The 18,531-nt window shown below is 76.0% G+C and carries 18 protein-coding genes; 11 read left to right on the forward strand and 7 right to left on the reverse strand.

The genetic code is table 11. The features are described 5' to 3' along the window. Positions 1-18 precede the first annotated feature (18 nt). From E1O70_RS16480 to E1O70_RS19970, 3 genes are read left to right on the forward strand one after another with little or no spacing between them, the layout of a single operon-like run. Positions 19-1,053, forward strand: coding sequence for a bifunctional riboflavin kinase/FAD synthetase (locus tag E1O70_RS16480; RefSeq protein ID WP_061267542.1), 1,035 nt, complete (start codon positions 19-21; stop codon positions 1,051-1,053). Between the two features lie 2 nt (positions 1,054-1,055). Next, the gene (locus tag E1O70_RS16485) at positions 1,056-1,748 is read left to right on the forward strand and encodes an ABC transporter ATP-binding protein (RefSeq protein ID WP_061267543.1); all 693 of its coding nucleotides are present in this window, start codon (positions 1,056-1,058) and stop codon (positions 1,746-1,748) included. Positions 1,749-1,750: 2 nt separating this feature from the next. Beyond that, on the forward strand, positions 1,751-3,292 hold the full coding sequence (locus E1O70_RS19970) for a DUF6297 family protein (RefSeq protein ID WP_061267544.1): 1,542 nt from the start codon (positions 1,751-1,753) through the stop codon (positions 3,290-3,292). A gap of 24 nt (positions 3,293-3,316) precedes the next feature. On the opposite strand, the gene E1O70_RS16490 is transcribed toward E1O70_RS19970, so the two are convergent. Together E1O70_RS16490 and E1O70_RS16495 are read right to left on the reverse strand one after the other, a co-directional pair. Continuing rightward, complete coding sequence (locus tag E1O70_RS16490) at positions 3,317-4,063, reverse strand: ABC transporter ATP-binding protein (protein ID WP_061267545.1); 747 nt, start codon at positions 4,061-4,063, stop codon at positions 3,317-3,319. Positions 4,064-4,104: 41 nt separating this feature from the next. Further along, positions 4,105-5,226 carry an ABC transporter permease gene (locus tag E1O70_RS16495; protein ID WP_061267546.1) on the reverse strand — a complete coding sequence of 374 codons (1,122 nt, stop codon included), beginning with the start codon at positions 5,224-5,226 and terminating at the stop codon, positions 4,105-4,107. 238 nt (positions 5,227-5,464) lie between these two features. Here E1O70_RS16495 and E1O70_RS16500 point away from each other — a divergent pair, with 238 nt between their 5' ends. The 8 genes from E1O70_RS16500 (at position 5,465) to E1O70_RS16535 (ending at position 15,625) form a co-directional block, all read left to right on the forward strand. Further along, a complete protein-coding gene (locus E1O70_RS16500; RefSeq protein WP_240696743.1) occupies positions 5,465-6,952 on the forward strand; it encodes a sensor histidine kinase in 1,488 nt (495 codons plus the stop codon). Continuing rightward, positions 6,949-7,587, forward strand: coding sequence for a response regulator (locus E1O70_RS16505; RefSeq protein ID WP_061267547.1), 639 nt, complete (start codon positions 6,949-6,951; stop codon positions 7,585-7,587). Before E1O70_RS16500 ends, E1O70_RS16505 begins: the two co-directional genes overlap by 4 nt. 306 nt (positions 7,588-7,893) lie before the next feature. Beyond that, complete coding sequence (locus tag E1O70_RS16510; RefSeq protein WP_061267548.1) at positions 7,894-9,840, forward strand: peroxidase family protein; 1,947 nt, start codon at positions 7,894-7,896, stop codon at positions 9,838-9,840. Positions 9,841-9,992: 152 nt separating this feature from the next. Beyond that, on the forward strand, positions 9,993-10,262 hold the full coding sequence (rpsO, locus tag E1O70_RS16515) for a 30S ribosomal protein S15 (protein WP_021479897.1): 270 nt from the start codon (positions 9,993-9,995) through the stop codon (positions 10,260-10,262). Between the two features lie 311 nt (positions 10,263-10,573). Then, positions 10,574-12,799, forward strand: coding sequence for a polyribonucleotide nucleotidyltransferase (locus E1O70_RS16520; RefSeq protein ID WP_021479898.1), 2,226 nt, complete (start codon positions 10,574-10,576; stop codon positions 12,797-12,799). 1 nt (position 12,800) lies between these two features. Further along, positions 12,801-14,132, forward strand: a complete 1,332-nt coding sequence (locus E1O70_RS16525; RefSeq protein WP_061267549.1) for a M16 family metallopeptidase — start codon at positions 12,801-12,803, stop codon at positions 14,130-14,132. Positions 14,133-14,336: 204 nt separating this feature from the next. After that, positions 14,337-15,092 (forward strand): 4-hydroxy-tetrahydrodipicolinate reductase, encoded by a 756-nt coding sequence (dapB, locus tag E1O70_RS16530; protein ID WP_034656111.1) that lies wholly within the window; start codon positions 14,337-14,339, stop codon positions 15,090-15,092. Between the two features lie 2 nt (positions 15,093-15,094). Beyond that, positions 15,095-15,625 (forward strand): hypothetical protein, encoded by a 531-nt coding sequence (locus E1O70_RS16535; protein ID WP_370670909.1) that lies wholly within the window; start codon positions 15,095-15,097, stop codon positions 15,623-15,625. A 19-nt stretch (positions 15,626-15,644) separates the two neighbouring features. Here the strand turns inward: E1O70_RS16535 and E1O70_RS19975 are convergent, their stop codons facing one another. The 5 genes from E1O70_RS19975 to E1O70_RS16560 all read right to left on the reverse strand — a co-directional run bounded on the left by E1O70_RS19975 (position 15,645) and on the right by E1O70_RS16560 (position 18,482). After that, positions 15,645-16,103 carry a hypothetical protein gene (locus E1O70_RS19975; RefSeq protein WP_061267550.1) on the reverse strand — a complete coding sequence of 153 codons (459 nt, stop codon included), beginning with the start codon at positions 16,101-16,103 and terminating at the stop codon, positions 15,645-15,647. Between the two features lie 79 nt (positions 16,104-16,182). After that, positions 16,183-16,692, reverse strand: a complete 510-nt coding sequence (locus E1O70_RS16545) for a GNAT family N-acetyltransferase (protein ID WP_061267551.1) — start codon at positions 16,690-16,692, stop codon at positions 16,183-16,185. Positions 16,693-16,732: 40 nt separating this feature from the next. Further along, entirely contained in the window at positions 16,733-17,053 is a 321-nt protein-coding gene (locus tag E1O70_RS16550) for an AzlD domain-containing protein (RefSeq protein WP_043658086.1), read from the reverse strand. After that, positions 17,050-17,919 carry an AzlC family ABC transporter permease gene (locus E1O70_RS16555; protein ID WP_082774400.1) on the reverse strand — a complete coding sequence of 290 codons (870 nt, stop codon included), beginning with the start codon at positions 17,917-17,919 and terminating at the stop codon, positions 17,050-17,052. The genes E1O70_RS16550 and E1O70_RS16555 overlap by 4 nt, the downstream gene beginning before the upstream one ends. Continuing rightward, on the reverse strand, positions 17,916-18,482 hold the full coding sequence (locus tag E1O70_RS16560; RefSeq protein WP_009862975.1) for a TIGR00645 family protein: 567 nt from the start codon (positions 18,480-18,482) through the stop codon (positions 17,916-17,918). Before E1O70_RS16560 ends, E1O70_RS16555 begins: the two co-directional genes overlap by 4 nt. Between the last annotated feature and the right edge of the window lie 49 nt (positions 18,483-18,531).

Genomic DNA, 18,531 nt, shown 5'->3' on the forward strand with positions numbered 1-18,531 from the left:
CACCTGAGGAGTTCTCGCGTGCACCTGTGGACGGACCTGAGCCAGGTTCCCCCGGGTTTCGGCCCGTCGGTCGTGACGATCGGCAACTTCGACGGCGTCCACCGCGGGCACGCCCAGGTGCTCGGGCGCATCGTCGACCTGGCGCGCGAGCGCGACGCCCGCGCCGTGGCCGTGACGTTCCACCCGCACCCGTCGGCCGTGCACCGCCCGGACAGCGCGCCCGAGCTCATCACGGGCATCGCGGACCGGGTCGAGCTGCTCGCCGCGACGGGCCTGGACGCGGTCCTGCTCGTGGAGTACACGCTCGAGTTCGCGCGGCAGACGCCGGAGGAGTTCGTGCGCACCTACCTCGTCGACGGCCTGCACGCGGGGGCGGTAGTCGTCGGGCACGACGTCCGATTCGGCCGCGACAACGCGGGCACCATGGAGACGATGGTCGCGCTCGGCGCGCGGTACGGCTTCGACGTGGTGGCGATCGACGACGTCGGCCAGCACCAGGGCGTGCCGGTCACCGACGAGGAGACGCCGGGCGACTCGCAGGTGCGCTGGTCCTCGACGGGCGTGCGCGCGCTGCTCGCGGCGGGCGACGTGCGCGAGGCGGCACGCATCCTCGGCCGGTCCCACCGCGTGCGCGGCACCGTCGTGCACGGCGACGCGCGGGGGCGCGAGCTCGGCTTCCCGACGGCCAACCTCGGCTCGATCAGCGGCATGGTCCCCGCCGACGGCGTCTACGCGGGCTGGCTCGAGCGACCGCAGCTCGCGGGCGCCGATCCCCGCCACGCGGACGTGCGCCTGCCGGCGGCGATCTCGATCGGCACCAACCCGACGTTCGACGGCGTCGAGCGCCGCGTCGAGGCATACGTGCTGGACCGCGCGGACCTCGACCTGTACGACGAGGACGTGGTCCTCGAGCTCGTCGAGCGGCTGCGCCCGACGCTGCGCTTCGACGGCATCGAGCCGCTCGTGGCGCAGATGCACGACGACGTCGCGCGCGCCCGCCAGATCCTCGCCGCCCCGGGCGGGGAGCCGGTCGCGACGACGCCGGGCGCCTGACCGTGGCCGCCCCGGCACCCGTGCTCGAGGCGCGCGCGCTGCGCGTCGGCTACGCGGACGTCGCGGTGTGCGCGCCCGTCGACCTCGCCGTCGCGCCGGGCGAGCTGGTCGTGGTGATCGGCGCGAACGGGAGCGGCAAGTCGACGCTCCTGCGCACGCTGCTCGGTCTCCAGGCGCCGCTCGGTGGTGCGGTGCGCGCGTTCGGGCGCGACGTGGACGAGCGCGAGCGCGACTTCCGGGCGCGCGTCGCGGGCGTGCTCGACGACGACGCGTACTTCCCGGCCCTCACGGTCCGCGAGCACCTCGTCCTCGTCGCGCGGGGGCACGGCGTGCCGGGGGCCGGGTCCGTCGTGGACGAGCTGCTCGACCGGTTCGGGATCGCCGAGCAGGGTCGATCGCTCCCGTCGGCGCTCTCCTCCGGCCAGCGTCGACGCTTCCTGCTCGCCTCGGGCTTCGTGCGGCCCCGTGAGCTGCTCGTCCTCGACGAGCCCGAGCAGCGGCTCGACCCGGGGATGCGCGAGCGCCTCGCCGCGCTGCTCGTCGAGGACGCGCGCAGCGGCGTGGCCGTGGTCCTCGCCACGCACGACCCCGAGCTCGTCGAGCGCACGGGCGCGCGCGGGCTGCTCGTCGGCGACGACCGGTGCGTCCCGCTCGCCCCGGCCGACGTCCACGCGGCGCTCCTGGCGGTGCGCTGACCGTGCCGCACGCACCGAGCGCGCTGCGCTCCGACCCGGACGAGCTGCTGACGGGCCGCGAGCTGCGCCGTCTCACCGCCCGTGCCGCGGCCGCGCGGGCCGACGCCGGGCCGGGCGAGATCGTCGTCGACGTCGCCTACGCCGTGGTGTCCGTCGCGCTCGCGACGGGCTGGGTCGTCGGGCTCGCCTCGATGCTGCGCTCGACGCTCGCGACCGCCGCGCCGGCGGGCGGGCCGCCCGTGCTGGGACCGGGGGCCGTCCAGGCGCTCGGCACGACGGCGCTGCTCGCGTTCCTCACCGGCACCGCCGTGCGCCTGGGCCCGGTCGGCGCCGGCGGGGGCGGGGTGCGGTGGTGGGTGCCGACGCCCGCCGACCGGCGGGGGCTCGTGTCGCCGTCGTTCGCGCGCGCCCTCGTGCTCGGGGCCGGGCTCGGCGCGCTGGGGAGCGCCGTCGTGGCCGTCGCCGCCGGGCTGGACGCGGTGCCCGCGCTGCGGGCCGGCGCGACCGGCGGCGCCCTCGGCCTGCTCCTCGTCGCGGTCGCGGGCCTCGCCCAGCCGTCGGCCCGCGCCGCCGGGCTGCTCGCGCGGGCGAGCGACGTCGCGGTCGCAGCCGTGCCGGTCGCGGGCCTCGCGCTCGTCGTCGCCGGGCGCCCGGGTCTCCCGCCGCTCGGTGCGCCGCTCGTCGTCGTGCTCGGTCTGCTCGCCGTCGCGGCGCTGCTCGTGCTGCGGTGGTGGCGCGGGCTGGAGTCCCTCGGCGCGTCGGTGCTGCGCGCGCAGAGCGCGGTCGCGGACCAGGTGGGCGGCGCCGTGCTGTCCTTCGACACGCGCGACCTCGGCCGGGCCCTGCGCCGGGCCGGCGCCGCCCGGGTCCGGGTCCGCCGGCCGCACCGGTTCGCCGCGGTGCGCGGTCCCGTCGGCGCGGTGGTCGCGGCCGACCTCCTGCTGCTGGGCCGCAGCCCGTCGGCGCTCGCCCAGCTCGTCGGCCTCGCCGCCCTCACGGTCGTCGCGCAGCAGGTGCCCGGGCTGGGCTCCGGCTTCGGTCTCTTCGCCCTGCTCGTCGCGGCGGGCCTCGGCGCGGCGGTGCTCGGCGCGGAGGGGGCGCGCACGGCCGAGATGGCCCCGGTCGTCGACGCGCTCGTGCCCCTCCGCGCGCGCTGGACGCGGCTCGCGCGCGGCGTCGTCCCGACGCTCACCGCGACGGCCTGCCTCGTCGCGGGCGCGGCCCCGCTCGCGCTCGGGACGGGGGACGCACGCTGGCTCGGGGTCGCGGTGCTCGCGGCGGTCGTCCAGGGCGCCGCCGCCGTGCGCAGCGCCTACCGCGAGCCGCCGGACTGGGGCGGGCCGCTGCTCGCGACACCCTCGGGCGGCCTGCCGACGGGCGCTGCCGCCGTGCTGCGCAAGGGGCCCGACGTCGCGGTGCTCGGCGCGGTCCCGCTCGGGGTCGCGCTGCTCGTCGGTACGCCCGGGTGGGGCGTCGTGGTGGCCCAGGCGCTGGCCGCCGTCGTGGCGGTCGCGGTCGCGACCCGCGTGCGCGCGGTCCGCTGACCCGACGGCGGCCCGAGCGCGCCGTCAGGCCGCCGCGGGCGCCGGGACGAGGCGGCCGTCCGCGAGATGGACGCGCGCGTCGACCGGGTCGAGCGTCGCCTCGTCGTGCGAGACGAGGAGCGTCGCCGCGTCGAGCTCGCGCGCGAGGCGCACGACCAGCTCCACCACCTGCACGCCGCGCTCGTGGTCGAGCGCCGACGTCGGCTCGTCCACGAGCAGCACCTCGGGGTCGTTCATGAGCGCGCGGGCGATCGCGACGCGCTGGCGCTGCCCGCCCGAGAGGTGCTCGGGCCGGCGGTCCGCGCGGTCGGCGACCCCGACGGCGTCGAGCAGCTCCAGCGCGTGCGCCCGGCGTGACGCGGGGGAGCGGCCCCGCAGGTGGCTCATGAGCTCGAGCTGCTCGAGCACGGTGAGCGACGCGACGAGCTGCGGCTGCTGGAACACGAGCCCGATGCGCTCGCGGCGCAGCGCCGCCGCCCTGTCCGCCGCGCGCCGCGCGCGCCGCCGGCCACGCCGTCCGGCCGCGTCCCCGGGCTCGGTGCCGGGGTCGAGCGGTGCGCTGACGACGTCGGGACCCACCCGCACGACGCCCGACGTCGGCGGCGTGAGCGTCGCCGCGACGGCGAGCAGGCTGGACTTGCCGGCGCCGGACGGGCCGAGCAGCGCCGTCGTGGTGCCCGAGGGCACGGTGAGGGAGACGTCGTCGACGGCGACGAGGACGCCGTCGCCGTCGGGGTAGGTGAGACGGACACGGTCGAGGACGAGGTCCACGGGGAGCTCCTGAGGGTCGGTACGGACGAGAGGGAGAAGGGTCAGCGGGCCGCGAGCGCCGCGTGCGGGTCGACGCGCGCGACGCGCGTCACGGCGAGGACCGCGCCGAGGCCGCCGAGCACGACGAGCACGACGGCGGGCACGAGGGTCGTCGAGAGGTCGACGACGACCGGCATGACCTGGGACGCGAGCAGTCCCGCGCCGGCCGCGAGGGCCGTGCCGACGCCGACGCCCACGCCCAGCACGACGCCGGCCTGGCCGATCGCGTCGCGCAGCAGGTAGCGCGTCGAGGCACCGAGCGCGCGCAGCACGGCGACGTCGCCCGCGCGCTGGATGGTCCAGACGGTGAAGAACGCGCCGACGACGAGCGCCGAGATCGCGAGGAGGAAGACCTGCATGAGGGTCAGGGAGAGGTTCTCGGCGGTGAACGACGAGATGGCCGAGCGCGCCTCGCGCGGCGTCGCGGTCACGGTGCCGAGGCGCGCGTCCGTGGCGGCGAGCACGTCCGCGGTCGGCGGGTCGTCGCCGAACCGCAGGGTGACGACGGTGGCCACCTGCCCGGCTGCCGCGTCGTCGGACGAGGCGCCGCCGCGCGCTCCGACGGCCTGCCAGTCGTCGAGGGACACCCAGACGACCGGCGTGTGCGCGTAGTCCGCCTCGACGTCCGCGACGGCGGAGACCGTCAGGTCGAGCGGTCCGGCGTCCACCGGGTCGCCCACGTCGGCGCCGAGCGCGTCGGCCGCGCCGCGGGAGAGCACGACGGCGCCGGGGGAGACGTCGGCGCCGCCGTCGTCGGTGCCGGGCACGAGCCCCGAACCGGGCCGCACGCCGAACGCGGTGACGGCGGCGGTCGCGTCGCCGGACGCGCGCACGGTCGCGACGCCGAGCGGCTCCGCGGCGTCGACCCCGGGGACGGCGGCCCAGGCGTCCGTCTGCGCGGCGGTCACCTCGGACTCGGTAAAGGAGGGGGACGCACCCTCCTCCGGGGGCGAGAAGACGACGCGGTCGACCGGCAGGTCGGTGACCGCCGAGGTGCTCGCGCGGCCGAGGCCCGCGGTGAGCGCCGCGAGGAACGCGACGAGGAACGTGATGAGCGCGACGACGACCGTCATGAGCGCGAAGCGACCACGCGCGTGGCGCAGGTCGCGCAGGGCGAGGAACACGGGGGAGACCTCCGGGGTTCGAGGGCAGCGAGTGGGACAGAGTGCGGGGGCGGGGACGCGCTCCGGCGAGCACGAGCGGTCGTGCGTCGCAGGACTCGTCCCGACGTCCCGTCCACCGTCCCGCGTCAGGGCGCGCCGCGGATCACCGGTCCGACCGGTCCTGGGGCGCCGCAGGGACGAGCCCGGGATCGACCGTTCGGACGATGCCGGGCCGCGGCGCCGTGGCTAGGGTGACGGCGTGACCCCGCCCGGACCCGAGCCCGCCGAGCCTGCCGCGCTCGCGGGCCGTGCTGCGCCGACGGGCCGTGCGTCGTCGGGCCGTGCATCGGTCGACCGTGCGACATCGGCGGCCGGTCGCGTCGCGCCGGTCGTGCCGGCCGCGACGCGGTGGCTGCGGCGCGGCCTGGACGTGCTGCTCGTCGGGCTGGTCGCGCTCGCGGTCGCGGGCGCGCTCGTCACGTCGACGGCGCGGGGCGTGGGCGCCGTGCTGCTCGGCGCGGCCCTGCTCGCGCTGTACGTGGTGGGCCGTCGTCGCGTCCCCGTGCCCGTCGACGTGCGCGCGCCGCGCGGTGCGTGGTGGCCCGCGGGCGCGTGGGTGACCGGTCTCGTGGCCCTCTGGGTCGGGCTGTCGCTCGTCACGACGACCGCCGTCTGGGTCGCGTTCCCCCTGATGTTCGTGGCGATGCACGTCCTCGGCCCGCGCCGGGGCCCGGTCGCGGTCGCGGTGGTCGTCGTGCTCGTCGTGGGCGTCATGGCCGTGTGGACCGCGCGCGTCGCGCTGCCGTTCGTGCTCGGGCCGGCCATCGGCGGGGCCGTCGCGGTCGTCGTCGTCCTCGCGCTGGAGGCGGTCGTGCGGGAGTCCCAGGAGCGCCAGCGCACGCTCGACGAGCTCGTGCGCACTCGGGACGAGCTCGCGGCGTCGGAGCGGGAGCGGGCGGTGGCGGCCGAGCGCGAGCGCCTGGCGCGCGAGATCCACGACACGCTCGCCCAGGGGTTCTCGTCCGCCGAGCTGCTCCTGCGCGCGGCCCGGACCGCGCTCGACGCCGGCGACGCGGAGACCGCGCGCGGGTACGTCGAGCAGACGCGCGAGGTCGCGCGGCACAACCTCGCCGAGGCGCGCCGCGTCGTGCGCGCGCTGGCGCCGGCCGACCTCGCGTCGTCGAACCTCGTCGGGGCCCTGCGCCGCGTCGCGGACCGCGCGTCCGGCCGGGCCGCCGAGGGCGGACCGCGCGTCGTCGTGCGGGTGAGCGGCGAGCCCGTCCCGCTGCCGACCGAGGTCGAGGCCGCCCTGCTGCGCGTGGCGCAGTCCGCGCTCGCCAACGTCGAGCGGCACGCCGGTGCGACGCGCGCCGCCGTCACCGTGAGCTTCCTCGCGGGCACCGGGCCGGGGGACGACGCGGTCGCGCTCGACGTGGTCGACGACGGGCGCGGCTTCGACCCGGACGCCGTCCCCGCGCCGGCGGCGGACCGGCCCGGCGGCTTCGGCCTCGGCGCCATGCGCGCGCGGGTCGCGGACCTCGGGGGCACGCTGTCCGTGGAGTCCGCGCCGGGGGCGGGCACGGCGGTGGCCGCGTGGGTGCCGCTCGCGGCGACCACCGGGACCCGGTCGGGCGCGGCTGCCGACCACCGGGCCGACGACCCGGCCGACGACCCGGCCGACCGCCCCGCCGACCGCCCGGCCGACACCCGGACCGAGACCGACGCCTGCACCGAGGAGGAGCGATGACCGGGACCGCCGTGGACGTCGTCCTCGCGGACGACCACCCCGTCGTGCGGACCGGCCTGCGCGCCGTGCTGGAGGCCGAGCCGGACGTGCGGGTCGTCGCCGAGGTCGGCTCCGCCGAGGAGCTGCTCGCGCGGCTGCGCGGCGGGCTGCGGGCCGACGTCGTGCTGCTCGACCTGCAGTTCGGCCCCGGCCGACTCGGGGGCGTGGACGCGGTCCGCGAGATCGTCGCGACGGACGGTCCGCCCGTGCTCGTCGTCACGACCTACGACGCGGACGCCGACATCCTCGCCGCGGTCGAGGCGGGCGCTCGCGGATACCTGCTCAAGGACGCGCCGACCCACGAGCTCGTCGCGGCCGTGCGCGCGGCCACGGCGGGCGAGGTCGCCCTCGGCCCGGCGGTGCAGCGGCGGCTGCTCGGCCGGCTGCGCAGCCCGGGCACGGCGCTCACGGCGCGCGAGCTCGAGGTCCTCGCGCTCGTCGCCGAGGGGCGCACGAACGACGAGATCGCGCACGAGCTGTTCCTCTCGCGCGCGACCGTGAAGACGCACCTCGTGCACGTCTACGACAAGCTCGGCGCGCCGTCGCGCACGGCCGCCGTCGCCGAGGCCCGGCGCCGCGGCCTCCTGCGGGGCTGAGCCCGGCCGGGCCGTCGCGGCGCGTCCGCGGGGTCCTCGCCCGAGACGTCGTGCGGGCGTCGTCGGGACCGTCCTCGAGACCGTCACCGCACCGTCCTGCGGGCGCTGCCCGGCCGTGTCACGACACCGGCGCCAGGCCCTCCCTCCGGGTGAGCGGCGCCGTCGTGCACGGCGCCCAGGCGGCCGCGGGGTCCTCGGGCTGCGGCCCGGGGGCGGTCGCACCCGTCCCCGCGCGCGCAGCCCGCGGGGGCGCCGGCGGCCCGCCGCGCGGGCCGCACGAAGACCTCCGACAGAGAGGGCAGAGCCATGGAGGCTCAGCAGCACACGGCGGCTCCCGTCGCCGAGACCGTCGTCGACGACGTCGCACCCGACGCCGTCGACCAGGCGTCCACCCCGGTCGGCCGGACCGTCCGCAGCGTCGGGCACGGGTCGGCCGTCGTCCCCGACGAGGTCGCGACCGACGCGGACGAGGACCCGGCGGAGTCGGACGCACCGCTCCTGCCCGCGGCCGAGGCCGCGGTGGCGCGAGACCTCGAGCACCACCGGTACGACTCCACGACCGCGTTCGACTACCTGTTCCCGCAGCTCGCGGAGCGCTTCCCCCGGTTCCACCTCCCGGTCGGGAACGGCGCGACGGCCGCGACCGTCGCCGCGCTGAAGACGCTCGGGGCGGCGATGGTCGCCCGGCCCGTCACCCCGCCCGGGCAGCTGCCGCGCAGCCTCGACTCCCACGTGCCGGCCGTGTACACGTACTGGGGCCAGTTCATCGACCACGACATCACGCTCAACACCAACGGCCCCGACACGACGACGGGCCGCGACGGGGACCAGGCGCTCGGCGACGTCGACGCGGTGCCCTTCCGGGTCTTCGCGCCGTGGGTCGTGGTGCGCTCGCTCCACAACGGGCGCCACCCGGCGCTCAACCTCGACTCCCTGTACGGCAGCGGGCCGCGGTTCGAGGGCGAGCGTGGGTACCGCACGACGCGCAGCGAGGCGTCGTACGTGCCGGGCTCGGCGAAGCTGCGGCTCGGCCGCATCTCGACCGAGCCGCTCGTCATCCCGGGCGGTCCGTCGTTCTCGCTCGTGGCGCCCGGCGACGACGCGCAGCGCGACCTGCCGCGCGACGACGGCGGCGCGCCGCTGATCCCGGACGGGCGCAACGACGAGAACCTCGTGGTCGCCCAGCTCCACCTCGCGATGATCCGGTTCCACAACGCCGTCGTGGACTGGGTGGACGACGTCGAGCCCTGGACCCGGCTCACGGGCGGGGAGCGCGGCGTGTTCGAGCGCGCGAGCCAGCTCGTGCGATGGCACTACCAGTGGCTCGTGGTCAACGACTACCTGCGCACCCTCACCAAGCCGGGCGTGCTCGACGCGACGCTCCTGCGCGACACGTCGTTCTTCCGGCCCCGGTACCCGATCTCCATGCCGCTCGAGTTCGCGGTCGCGGCGTTCCGGTTCGGGCACTCGATGATCCGCGACTCCTACGACTTCAACGTCAACTTCACGGGCCCGCCGCCCGCGAACGCGAGCCTGACGCAGCTCTTTCAGTTCACGGGGAACGGCGGCAGCCTGCGCCCGGGACCGCAGGGCACCCCCGTCCTGCCGTCCAACTGGCCGATCGAGTGGGCGCGGTTCGTCGACAAGGGCGACCCGCGGACGTTCCGCGCGGCGGAGAAGATCGACACGTTCCTCGCGCCGAGCCTGGGCACGATGGTCAAGGAGGGGAACCTGCCGCCCGAGCCGCCCGCGCACACGCCGGCCCAGCTCGTCGCGAGCGCGCTCCAGAAGCAGCTCGCGCAGCGCAACCTGCTGCGCGGCTACATGCTCGCGCTGCCCACGGGCGAGGCCGTCGCGGCGGCCTTCGGCGTCGTCCCGCTCACCCCGGCCCAGCTCGAGGACCGGGCGAGCGACGACGTGAAGCAGGCGCTCGCGGCCCTGCGGGACGGCGAGCACGGCGGCACCCCGCTGTGGTACTACGTCCTCAAGGAGGCCGAGCTCCAGGGCGACGGCAGCTTCCTCGGCGAGGTCGGCAGCCGCGTGCTCGCGGAGACGTTCGTGTACCTGCTGCGGCAGGACGACACGTCGTACGTGCGCACGAGCAACCACTGGACGCCCGCGCAGGGCGTGCACTTCGAGGACGGGTCGCTCGTCCTCACGCTGCCGGACCTGCTCCGGTTCGCCGGGGTGCTGCCCGACGCCGCGGGCCGGTTCCGCGGTGACGGCACGGCCGGGCACGACGGCGCCCCCTGAGGCACGACGCGCGGTCCGGCCGGGACGACGGGGCCGCGGCGGGCGACGGCGCGTCCACCTGGTAAGATGGATGCGCCGTCTGACCGGCCGCGGACAGAGAGAGCCCGGGAGATCCGTCCCGGCGCACCGCGCAACGAACCCGAAGGAGAACCGTGCCGCTCGACACTGCCACGAAGCAGCGCATCATGACCGAGTACGCGACGAGCGAGGGCGACACCGGTTCGCCCGAGGTCCAGGTCGCGCTCCTCACGCAGCGCATCAAGGACCTCACCGAGCACCTCAAGGAGCACAAGCACGACCACCACAGCCGTCGTGGTCTGCTCCTCCTCGTCGGCCAGCGCCGTCGCCTGCTCGGCTACCTGCAGAAGGTCGACATCAACCGCTACCGGAGCCTCATCGAGCGCCTCGGTCTGCGTCGCTGACACGACACCGCCAGCCCGGTCCCTGCAGGGACCGGGCTGGTCTGGTGTGATGTACCCGTCACACCCCGGCTGAGCACCACCCAGCCGCACACCACCCACCGCGCCGCCGGCCTCTCGTTCGGTCCTCGGTAGTGGCTCACGGACCCCCACGGCACCGTCCTCGGACGGACCGGTGCGGGAACCGCCGTGGACCTCGATCGAAGACCGCCGAGCGTCGAGTGCGACCGGAGCCCCTGCGCCACGCGCCGGGGCACGGACCGGAACCCTCGACAGGGCTACCCGGGCGGCGCTTCGAGAAAGGGAGGGCACCCGTGGAGGGTCCCGAGATCCAGTTCGCCGAGGCCACGATCGACAACGGTCGCTTCGGCACCCGCACCGTCCGGTTCGAGACCGGGCGCCTCGCCCGTCAGGCCGCCGGCTCCGTCGCCGCGTACCTCGACGACGAGACCATGCTCCTGTCGGCCACGACGGCCGGCAAGCACCCCAAGGAGCAGTTCGACTTCTTCCCGCTGACGGTGGACGTCGAGGAGCGCATGTACGCCGCGGGCCGCATCCCCGGCTCGTTCTTCCGCCGCGAGGGCCGCCCCTCGACGGACGCGATCCTCGCGTGCCGCCTCATCGACCGCCCGCTGCGCCCGCTCTTCGTCAAGGGCCTGCGCAACGAGGTCCAGGTCGTCATCACGGTCCTCGCGCTCCACCCGGACGACGCGTACGACACGCTCGCGATCAACGCCGCGTCGGCGTCGACCCAGATCTCCGGCCTGCCGTTCTCCGGCCCGGTCGGCGCGGTCCGCATCGCGCTGGTCGACGGCCAGTGGGTCGCGTTCCCCAAGTACTCCGACAAGGAGCGCGCGGTCTTCGACATGGTCGTGGCCGGTCGCGTCGTCGGCGACGACGTCGCGATCGCGATGATCGAGGCCGAGGCGACCGACGGCGCCTGGGGCCTCGTCAAGGACGAGGGCGTGGCCGCGCCGACCGAGGAGGTCGTCGCCGAGGGCATCGAGGCGGCCAAGCCGTTCATCAAGGCGCTGTGCGACGCGCAGTCGGCGCTCGCCGCGCAGGCCGCGAAGCCCGTCAAGGAGTACCCGGTCTTCCTGGACTACCAGGACGACGCGTTCGCCGCGGTCGAGGCCGAGGTCGCGACGGACCTGCGCGAGGCGCTCGCCATCGCGGACAAGCAGGACCGCGAGAACCGTCTCGACGAGATCAAGAACGAGATGGTGGGCAAGCTCCAGGCCGGGTTCGACGGCCGCGAGAAGGAGCTCTCCGCCGCGTACCGCGCGCTCCAGAAGAAGCTCGTGCGCCAGCGCGTGCTCACCGACGGCGTGCGCATCGACGGTCGTGGGCTCGCGGACATCCGCACCCTCTCGGCCGAGGTCGAGGTGCTGCCGCGCGTGCACGGCTCCGCGCTCTTCGAGCGTGGCGAGACCCAGATCATGGGCGTCACCACGCTGAACATGCTCCGCATGGAGCAGCAGATCGACTCGCTCGGTCCGGAGACGCGCAAGCGCTACATGCACAACTACAACTTCCCGCCCTACTCGACCGGCGAGACCGGCCGCGTGGGCAGCCCGAAGCGCCGCGAGATCGGCCACGGCGCGCTCGCCGAGCGTGCGCTCGTGCCGGTGCTGCCGAGCCGCGAGGAGTTCCCCTACGCGATCCGCCAGGTGTCCGAGGCTCTCGGCTCCAACGGCTCGACGTCCATGGGCTCTGTGTGCGCCTCGACGCTCTCGCTCCTCAACGCGGGCGTGCCGCTGCGCGCCCCCGTCGCGGGCATCGCGATGGGCCTCATCTCCGACACGGTGGACGGTGAGACCCGCTACGCGGCGCTCACCGACATCCTCGGTGCCGAGGACGCGTTCGGCGACATGGACTTCAAGGTCGCCGGCACGCGCGAGTTCGTCACGGCCATCCAGCTCGACACCAAGCTCGACGGCATCCCCGCCTCGGTGCTCGCCGGTGCGCTGACGCAGGCGCGCGACGCGCGCCTGACGATCCTCGACGTGCTCGCCGAGGCCATCGACGTGCCCGACGAGATGTCCCCGAACGCCCCGCGCGTCATCTCCGTGAAGGTGCCGGTCGACAAGATCGGCGAGGTCATCGGCCCCAAGGGCAAGATGATCAACCAGATCCAGGAGGAGACGGGCGCGGACATCTCCATCGAGGACGACGGCACCGTGTACATCGGCGCCGTCGACGGCCCGTCGGCCGAGGCCGCCCGCGCGGCGATCAACGCGATCGCCAACCCGCACGTCCCCGAGATCGGCGAGCGCTTCGTCGGCACGGTCGTCAAGACGACGTCGTTCGGTGCGTTCATCTCGCTCTCCCCGGGCAAGGACGGTCTGCTGCACATCAGCCAGATCCGCAAGCTCGTGGGCGGCAAGCGCGTCGAGAACGTCGAGGACGTGCTGTCCATCGGCCAGAAGGTCCAGGTCGAGATCGGCGAGATCGACCCGCGCGGCAAGCTCTCGCTGCACGCCGTGGTCGAGGACGAGGCTCCGGCCGACGCTCCCGCGACCGAGGACGCGGACGCCTGACGTGCCGTGGGACCTTCCGCTCGTCCCGGCGGGTGACGCCGGGGCCGAGCTGACCGCCGGGCAGGACGGCGCGACGATCCGTCGCTCCGTCCTGCCCGGCGGGGTCCGCGTGCTCACCGAGTCGATGCCGGGCCTGCGCTCGGCGACGGTGGGCGCGTGGGTCGGCGTCGGCTCGCGCGACGAGACCGACGGCCACTTCGGGTCGACGCACTTCCTCGAGCACCTGCTGTTCAAGGGCACGGCCCGCCGCTCCGCGATGGACATCGCCGAGGCGTTCGACGCCGTCGGCGGCGAGGCCAACGCGGCGACGGGCAAGGAGCACACGTGCTACTACGCGCGCGTGCTCGACGCCGACCTCCCCATGGCGGTCGACGTCATCACCGACATGGTGACCTCAGCGCGCCTGGACCCCGACGAGCTCGAGACCGAGCGCGGCGTGATCCTCGAAGAGCTCGCGATGAACGACGACGACCCCTCGGACGTCGTGCACGAGGAGTTCGCCGCGGCGGTCCTCGCCGGCCACCCGCTCGGGCGGCCCATCGGTGGGACCCCGGACACGATCAACGCCGTGCCCCGGGACGCCGTGTGGGAGCACTACCGCTGGCACTACCGCCCCGAGACGCTCGTCGTCGCGGCGGCGGGCGGCGTCGACCACGACACGCTGGTCGAGCAGGTGGGCACGGCGCTGCGCGACGGCGGCTGGACGCTCGACGCGTCCGGCGCACCCCGCGCGCGGCGCGACCCCGCGGACCCCGCCCTGGTGGGCGTCGGGGCCGCGAGCGTCGAGCTGTCGGTCCACCGTGCGGTCGAGCAGGCGAACGTCGTCATCGGCGGCACCGGTCTCGCCGCGACGGACGACCGTCGCTTCACGCTCTCCGTGCTCAGCGCCGTCCTCGGCGGCGGCATGAGCTCGCGGCTCTTCCAGGAGATCCGCGAGCGGCGCGGCCTCGCGTACTCGACCTACTCGTTCGCGTCCGGCCACGGCGGCATCGGCACGTTCGGCCTCTACGCCGGGTGCGCGCCGTCGAAGGTGGACGAGGTGACCGCGCTGCTGCACAGCGAGCTCGACCGCCTCGCGGCCGACGGCATCACCGGCGCGGAGCTCGACCGCAGCATCGGCCAGCTCTCGGGCGGCATGGTCCTCGGCCTCGAGGACTCCGGCTCGCGCATGAGCCGGCTCGGCAAGGCCGAGCTCGTCTACGGCGAGCTCCTGAGCGTCGAGGAGTCGCTCGACGCGATCCGCTCCGTCACGGCCGACGACGTGCAGAAGCTCGCCGACGACCTCGCGTCGCGCCCGCGCTCCGTGGTGCGCGTCGGGCCGTTCGGCGACTGAGCCCGCCTCCACAGCGTCTCGCGGCGGCCGTCCTCCTCGCGGAGGGCGGCCGTCGTCGTGCTGTGGGCAGACCCACTGCCCGGTGCGGCGGACGCGGCACCGGTCGACGCGCGCTGCGGCGATAGGGTGACGGGCGTGAGCGAGCAGAGCACCCCCGCGCCCGATCCCGCACCGACCGCCCCCGGCAGGGAGCCCGGTCGCCCGCTGCGGGTCGCCGTCCTGGGCGCCGCCGGGCGCATGGGCGCGACCGTCTGCGCCGCCGTCGAGGGCGCGGCGGACCTCGAGCTCGTCGCGCGCCTCGACGCGGGCGACGAGGTCGCCGCCGCGACGCTCGGCGGCGCGGACGTCGCCGTCGACTTCACGGTCCCGGCCGCGACCGAGGCGAACGTCCACGCGCTGATCGACGCGGGCGTGCACGCCGTCGTCGGGACCACGGGCTGGACGGAGGAGAGCCGCGGTCGCGTCGTCGCGCACCTCGGTCGTGCTGCCGCGGCGGGCGCGCCGGGGCTCGGCGTGCTCATCGCACCCAACTTCGGGCTGTCCGCCGTCCTCGCGATGACGTTCGCCGCCAAGGCCGCGCGGTACTTCGAGTCGGCCGAGGTGATCGAGCTCCACCACCCGGACAAGGTCGACGCGCCGTCCGGCACCGCGCGGCACACCGCCGCGGCGATCGCCGCCGCACGGGCCGACGCCGGTCTCGGGACGGGCCCGGACGCGACCGAGACGGGCTGGGAGGCGCGCGGCGCCGACGTCGACGGCGTGCGCGTGCACGCCGTCCGGCTGCGCGGCCTCGTCGCGCACGAGGAGATCCTGTTCGGCAACACGGGCGAGCAGCTGGTCATCCGGCAGGACTCGTTCGACCGGGTCTCGTTCATGCCGGGCGTCCTGCTCGCGGTGCGCGAGGTCGTGGGCCGGCCCGGGCTGACCGTCGGCCTCGAGAACGTGCTGGACCTCGCGTGAGCGTGCCCGGCGGGTCCAGCGGCCCGGACGCCTCCGGACCCGGGGACGGCGGCTCGCGCGCGCGGTCGCGCGCCGGGCGCCCGTGGAAGGCGATCGTCGGGGCGGTCCTCGTCACGCTCCTGCTCGCGCTCTACGTGTGGCAGGTCGCGGGGCGGTCCGCCGCCCTCATCGGCACGGGCGAGCCCGTGGCCATGGCGATCGGGGCCGGCGTGCTCGTGCTGCCGCTGCTCGTCGTCGGCCTGGTCGGGCGCGAGTTCCTGCTCGCCGGCACCGTGCAGCGCATGGCCGACGACCTCGCGGACCGCGGCCGCCTGCCCGTCGACGACCTGCCGCGCTCGCCGGGCGGCCGGATCGACCGGGACGCCGCCGACGCGGCCTTCGGCCCGTACCGGGACGCGGTCGACGCCGACCCGACGAGCTGGGAGGCGTGGTACCACCTCGCGTTCGCCTACGACGCGGCGCGCGACCGCCGTCGGGCCCGGGAGGCGCTGCGCAAGGCCGCGGCGCTCTACCGCGCGCGGCGCCGGGCCTGACGGCGCCCGGGCACGCGCGTCACAGGCTCGTCCAGCAGTAGAGCCGGTGCCCCGCGTCGTCGGCGCGGACGCACAGCGCCGCGAGCCGGTGCAGCGCGTCGGCGAGGCCCGCGGGGTCCGACCCCTCGAGCTCCTCCGTCGCCGCCCACCGCACGGCGACCTCGTCGAGCGCGGCGGGCGCCGCGGAGGCGAGCGCCCCGACGAGCACGTCCGTCACGGAGACCACCCACGGCCCCTCGTCACCTCCGGTCGCGACGAGCGAGCCGTGGCGGGCGTCCGCCGTGACCTCGGCGTACGGGCGGTCGGTGAGCAGGCTCGCCAGGGTGCCGAGGACGACGAACGGGTCGATGCCCTTGAGCTCCACGGTCGCGAAGCCCGGCTGCGTGGTCAGCGGGTCGGGGGAGGCCGGTCCCGCCTGGGCGGCGAGCGCGGCCCGTGCGTCGTCCGGCGCGGCGAAGTAGTCGGTGAGGATGCCCATGGCGGACGATCCTCGCAGGTCACGGGGACGAACGGGTCACGGGCGTGTCACGGCTGCGTGACGCGGGGTCCCGCGGTCCTCAGATCTCGGCCGTCCAGCGCCGCTCGACGACGTCCCGGAGCCCGGTCGCGAGTGTCCGGGTGCGCCCGTCGGGACCGAGCCCGGACCCGGCGAGGAACGCCTCGCGCGCGGCGTCGCCGTCGAGGACCCACATGACGACCTCGTCCGCGCCGTCGCGCCGCAGCCGGTCGACGGCCGCCGCCAGCAGGCGCGACCCGTGCCCGCCGCGCTGGTGGCGCGGCTCCACCTCGAGCGCGAGGACCTGACCGGGCGCGACCGCGGCGAACCCCACGACGTCGGCCCCCGCGCACGCGACGAGCACCGCGAAGCCGGGACCGGGCGGCGAGGAGATCGCGGCGGCCCACTGCTCGCGCATCCGCACGGTGTCGAGCGCGTCGAGGACGTCGTCGCCGAGCACGTCGGCGTGCGAGGAGCGCCACGCCCCGACCTGGATCGCGGTCATCGCGACGTCGTCGCCGGGCACGGCAGGGCGGACGGAGACGTCGGCGGTCTCGCGGAAGAGGCTCACGGGTTCACCCTACGAGACCCGGCCGGGCGCCGGGACGGCCTCAGCCCCAGCCGAGCGCGCGCAGGCCCGCGGCCGTGACCGCGGCGAGGACCACGACGACGATGAACGGCGCGCGCAGCGCGAGCGCGACGGCCGCGACGCCCAGCGCGGGCAGGCGCGCGTCGACGACGAGGGCCTGCCCGTCGCCGACGGTCTGCACCGTGACGAGCGCCGCGAGGAGCGCGGCGGTGACGAGCGCGGCGGTGCGCGCGACGCGCTCGTCGGCGAGCCAGTGCTCGGGCACGAGGTGGCCGGCGAGCTTGAGCGCGAAGCACACCGCGGACGCGGTGAGCACGACGACCCAGACGGTCGCTGAGGTCACGAGGGCTCCTCTCCGCGGGGACCGGCCGCGGTCCCCGCACGGTCGGCGGCCCGTCGGCGCCGCGCGTCGACCTGACCGATGACGACGGCGACCGCGGCCGCCGCGAGCACCGGCACGCCGCCCGGCGCGACCGGGACGAGCGCCGCGGCGACGACCACCGCCGCGGCCGCGGTGAGCTGCATCGCGCGCGTCGCGAGCCGCGGCCACAGCAGGCCGAGGAACGCGGCCGCCGCGGCGGCGTCGAGCCCCCAGGCGCGCGGGTCGCCCAGCGCGTCGCCCGCGAGCGCCCCGACGAGCGTCATCGCGTTCCAGAGGACGAAGATGCCGACGCCCGTCCACCAGAAACCGGCCCGGACGGCGCGCCGGGACCGTTGCGCGGTCGCGACGGCGGTCGACTCGTCGATCGTGAACTGGGCCGCGACGACCTTGTGCCACGAGCGCAGCGCGAGCAGCGGGCCGAGCTGCGCGCCGTAGAGCGCGTTGCGGACGCCGAGGAAGCCCGCCGTGGTGATCGCGGCGACCGGCGCGCCCCCGGCGCCCACCACGCCGATGAGCGCGAACTGCGAGCCGCCCGAGAACATGAGCAGGCTCAGAGCCATGGTCTGCGCGACGTCGAGGCCCGCGACGACCGACAGCGCGCCGAACGAGATGCCGTACAGGCCCGTCGCGACGGAGACGGACACGGCCTGGCGGACCGCGGCGCGGACCTCGTCCTCGACGGCCTGCTCGGCCACGTGCTCGACGACGTCCGGAACCTCTTCGGCGTCCGGCACGCCGACGACGTCCGGCACGTCCGCGGCGGCCGCCCGCGCCACGTCGGGCGCGGGGTCGGCGCGGGGGCGGGGGACGTCGTCGGGCCGGCTCATGCGTGCGGGTCGGCCGGGCCCTCGCCCGCGGCGGCGGCGTTCGCCGCGCGCTGGTGCGCGGTGAGGGACATGCGGTCGATGAGCGCGAGGGCGAGCGCCGAGAGGACGAACGCGAGGTGGATGAGCGTCTGCCACATGAGCTGCGTCGGCGTGTACCGGCTGCTGTCGATGAACGTGCGCAGCAGGTGGATCGACGAGATGCCGACGATGGACATCGCGAGCTTCGTCTTGAGCACGTTCGCGTTGACGTGGCTCAGCCACTCGGGCTGGTCGGGGTGGCCCTCGAGCCGGATGCGCGAGACGAACGTCTCGTAGCCACCCACGATGACCATGATGAGCAGGTTGGAGATCATGACGACGTCCACGAGCCCGAGCACCGCGAGCATGATCTCCTCGGCGCCGAAGCTGACCACCTCGTGCGTCGCGTGGTCCGTCGCACGGCCCGTGAAGCCGCCCACGACGAGCAGCCACAGCTCCTTGAGGAACTGCCACACGTAGACCACCTGGGCCACGATGAGGCCGAAGTACAGCGGCGCCTGGAGCCAGCGCGACGCGAAGATCATGTACCCGACGGTGGTGACGCGGGCGCTGGGCGAGGGGACGTTCGGGCTG

The organism is Cellulosimicrobium funkei, assembly GCF_004519295.1.
In the GTDB taxonomy this organism is placed as follows: Bacteria; Actinomycetota; Actinomycetes; order Actinomycetales; family Cellulomonadaceae; genus Cellulosimicrobium; species Cellulosimicrobium funkei.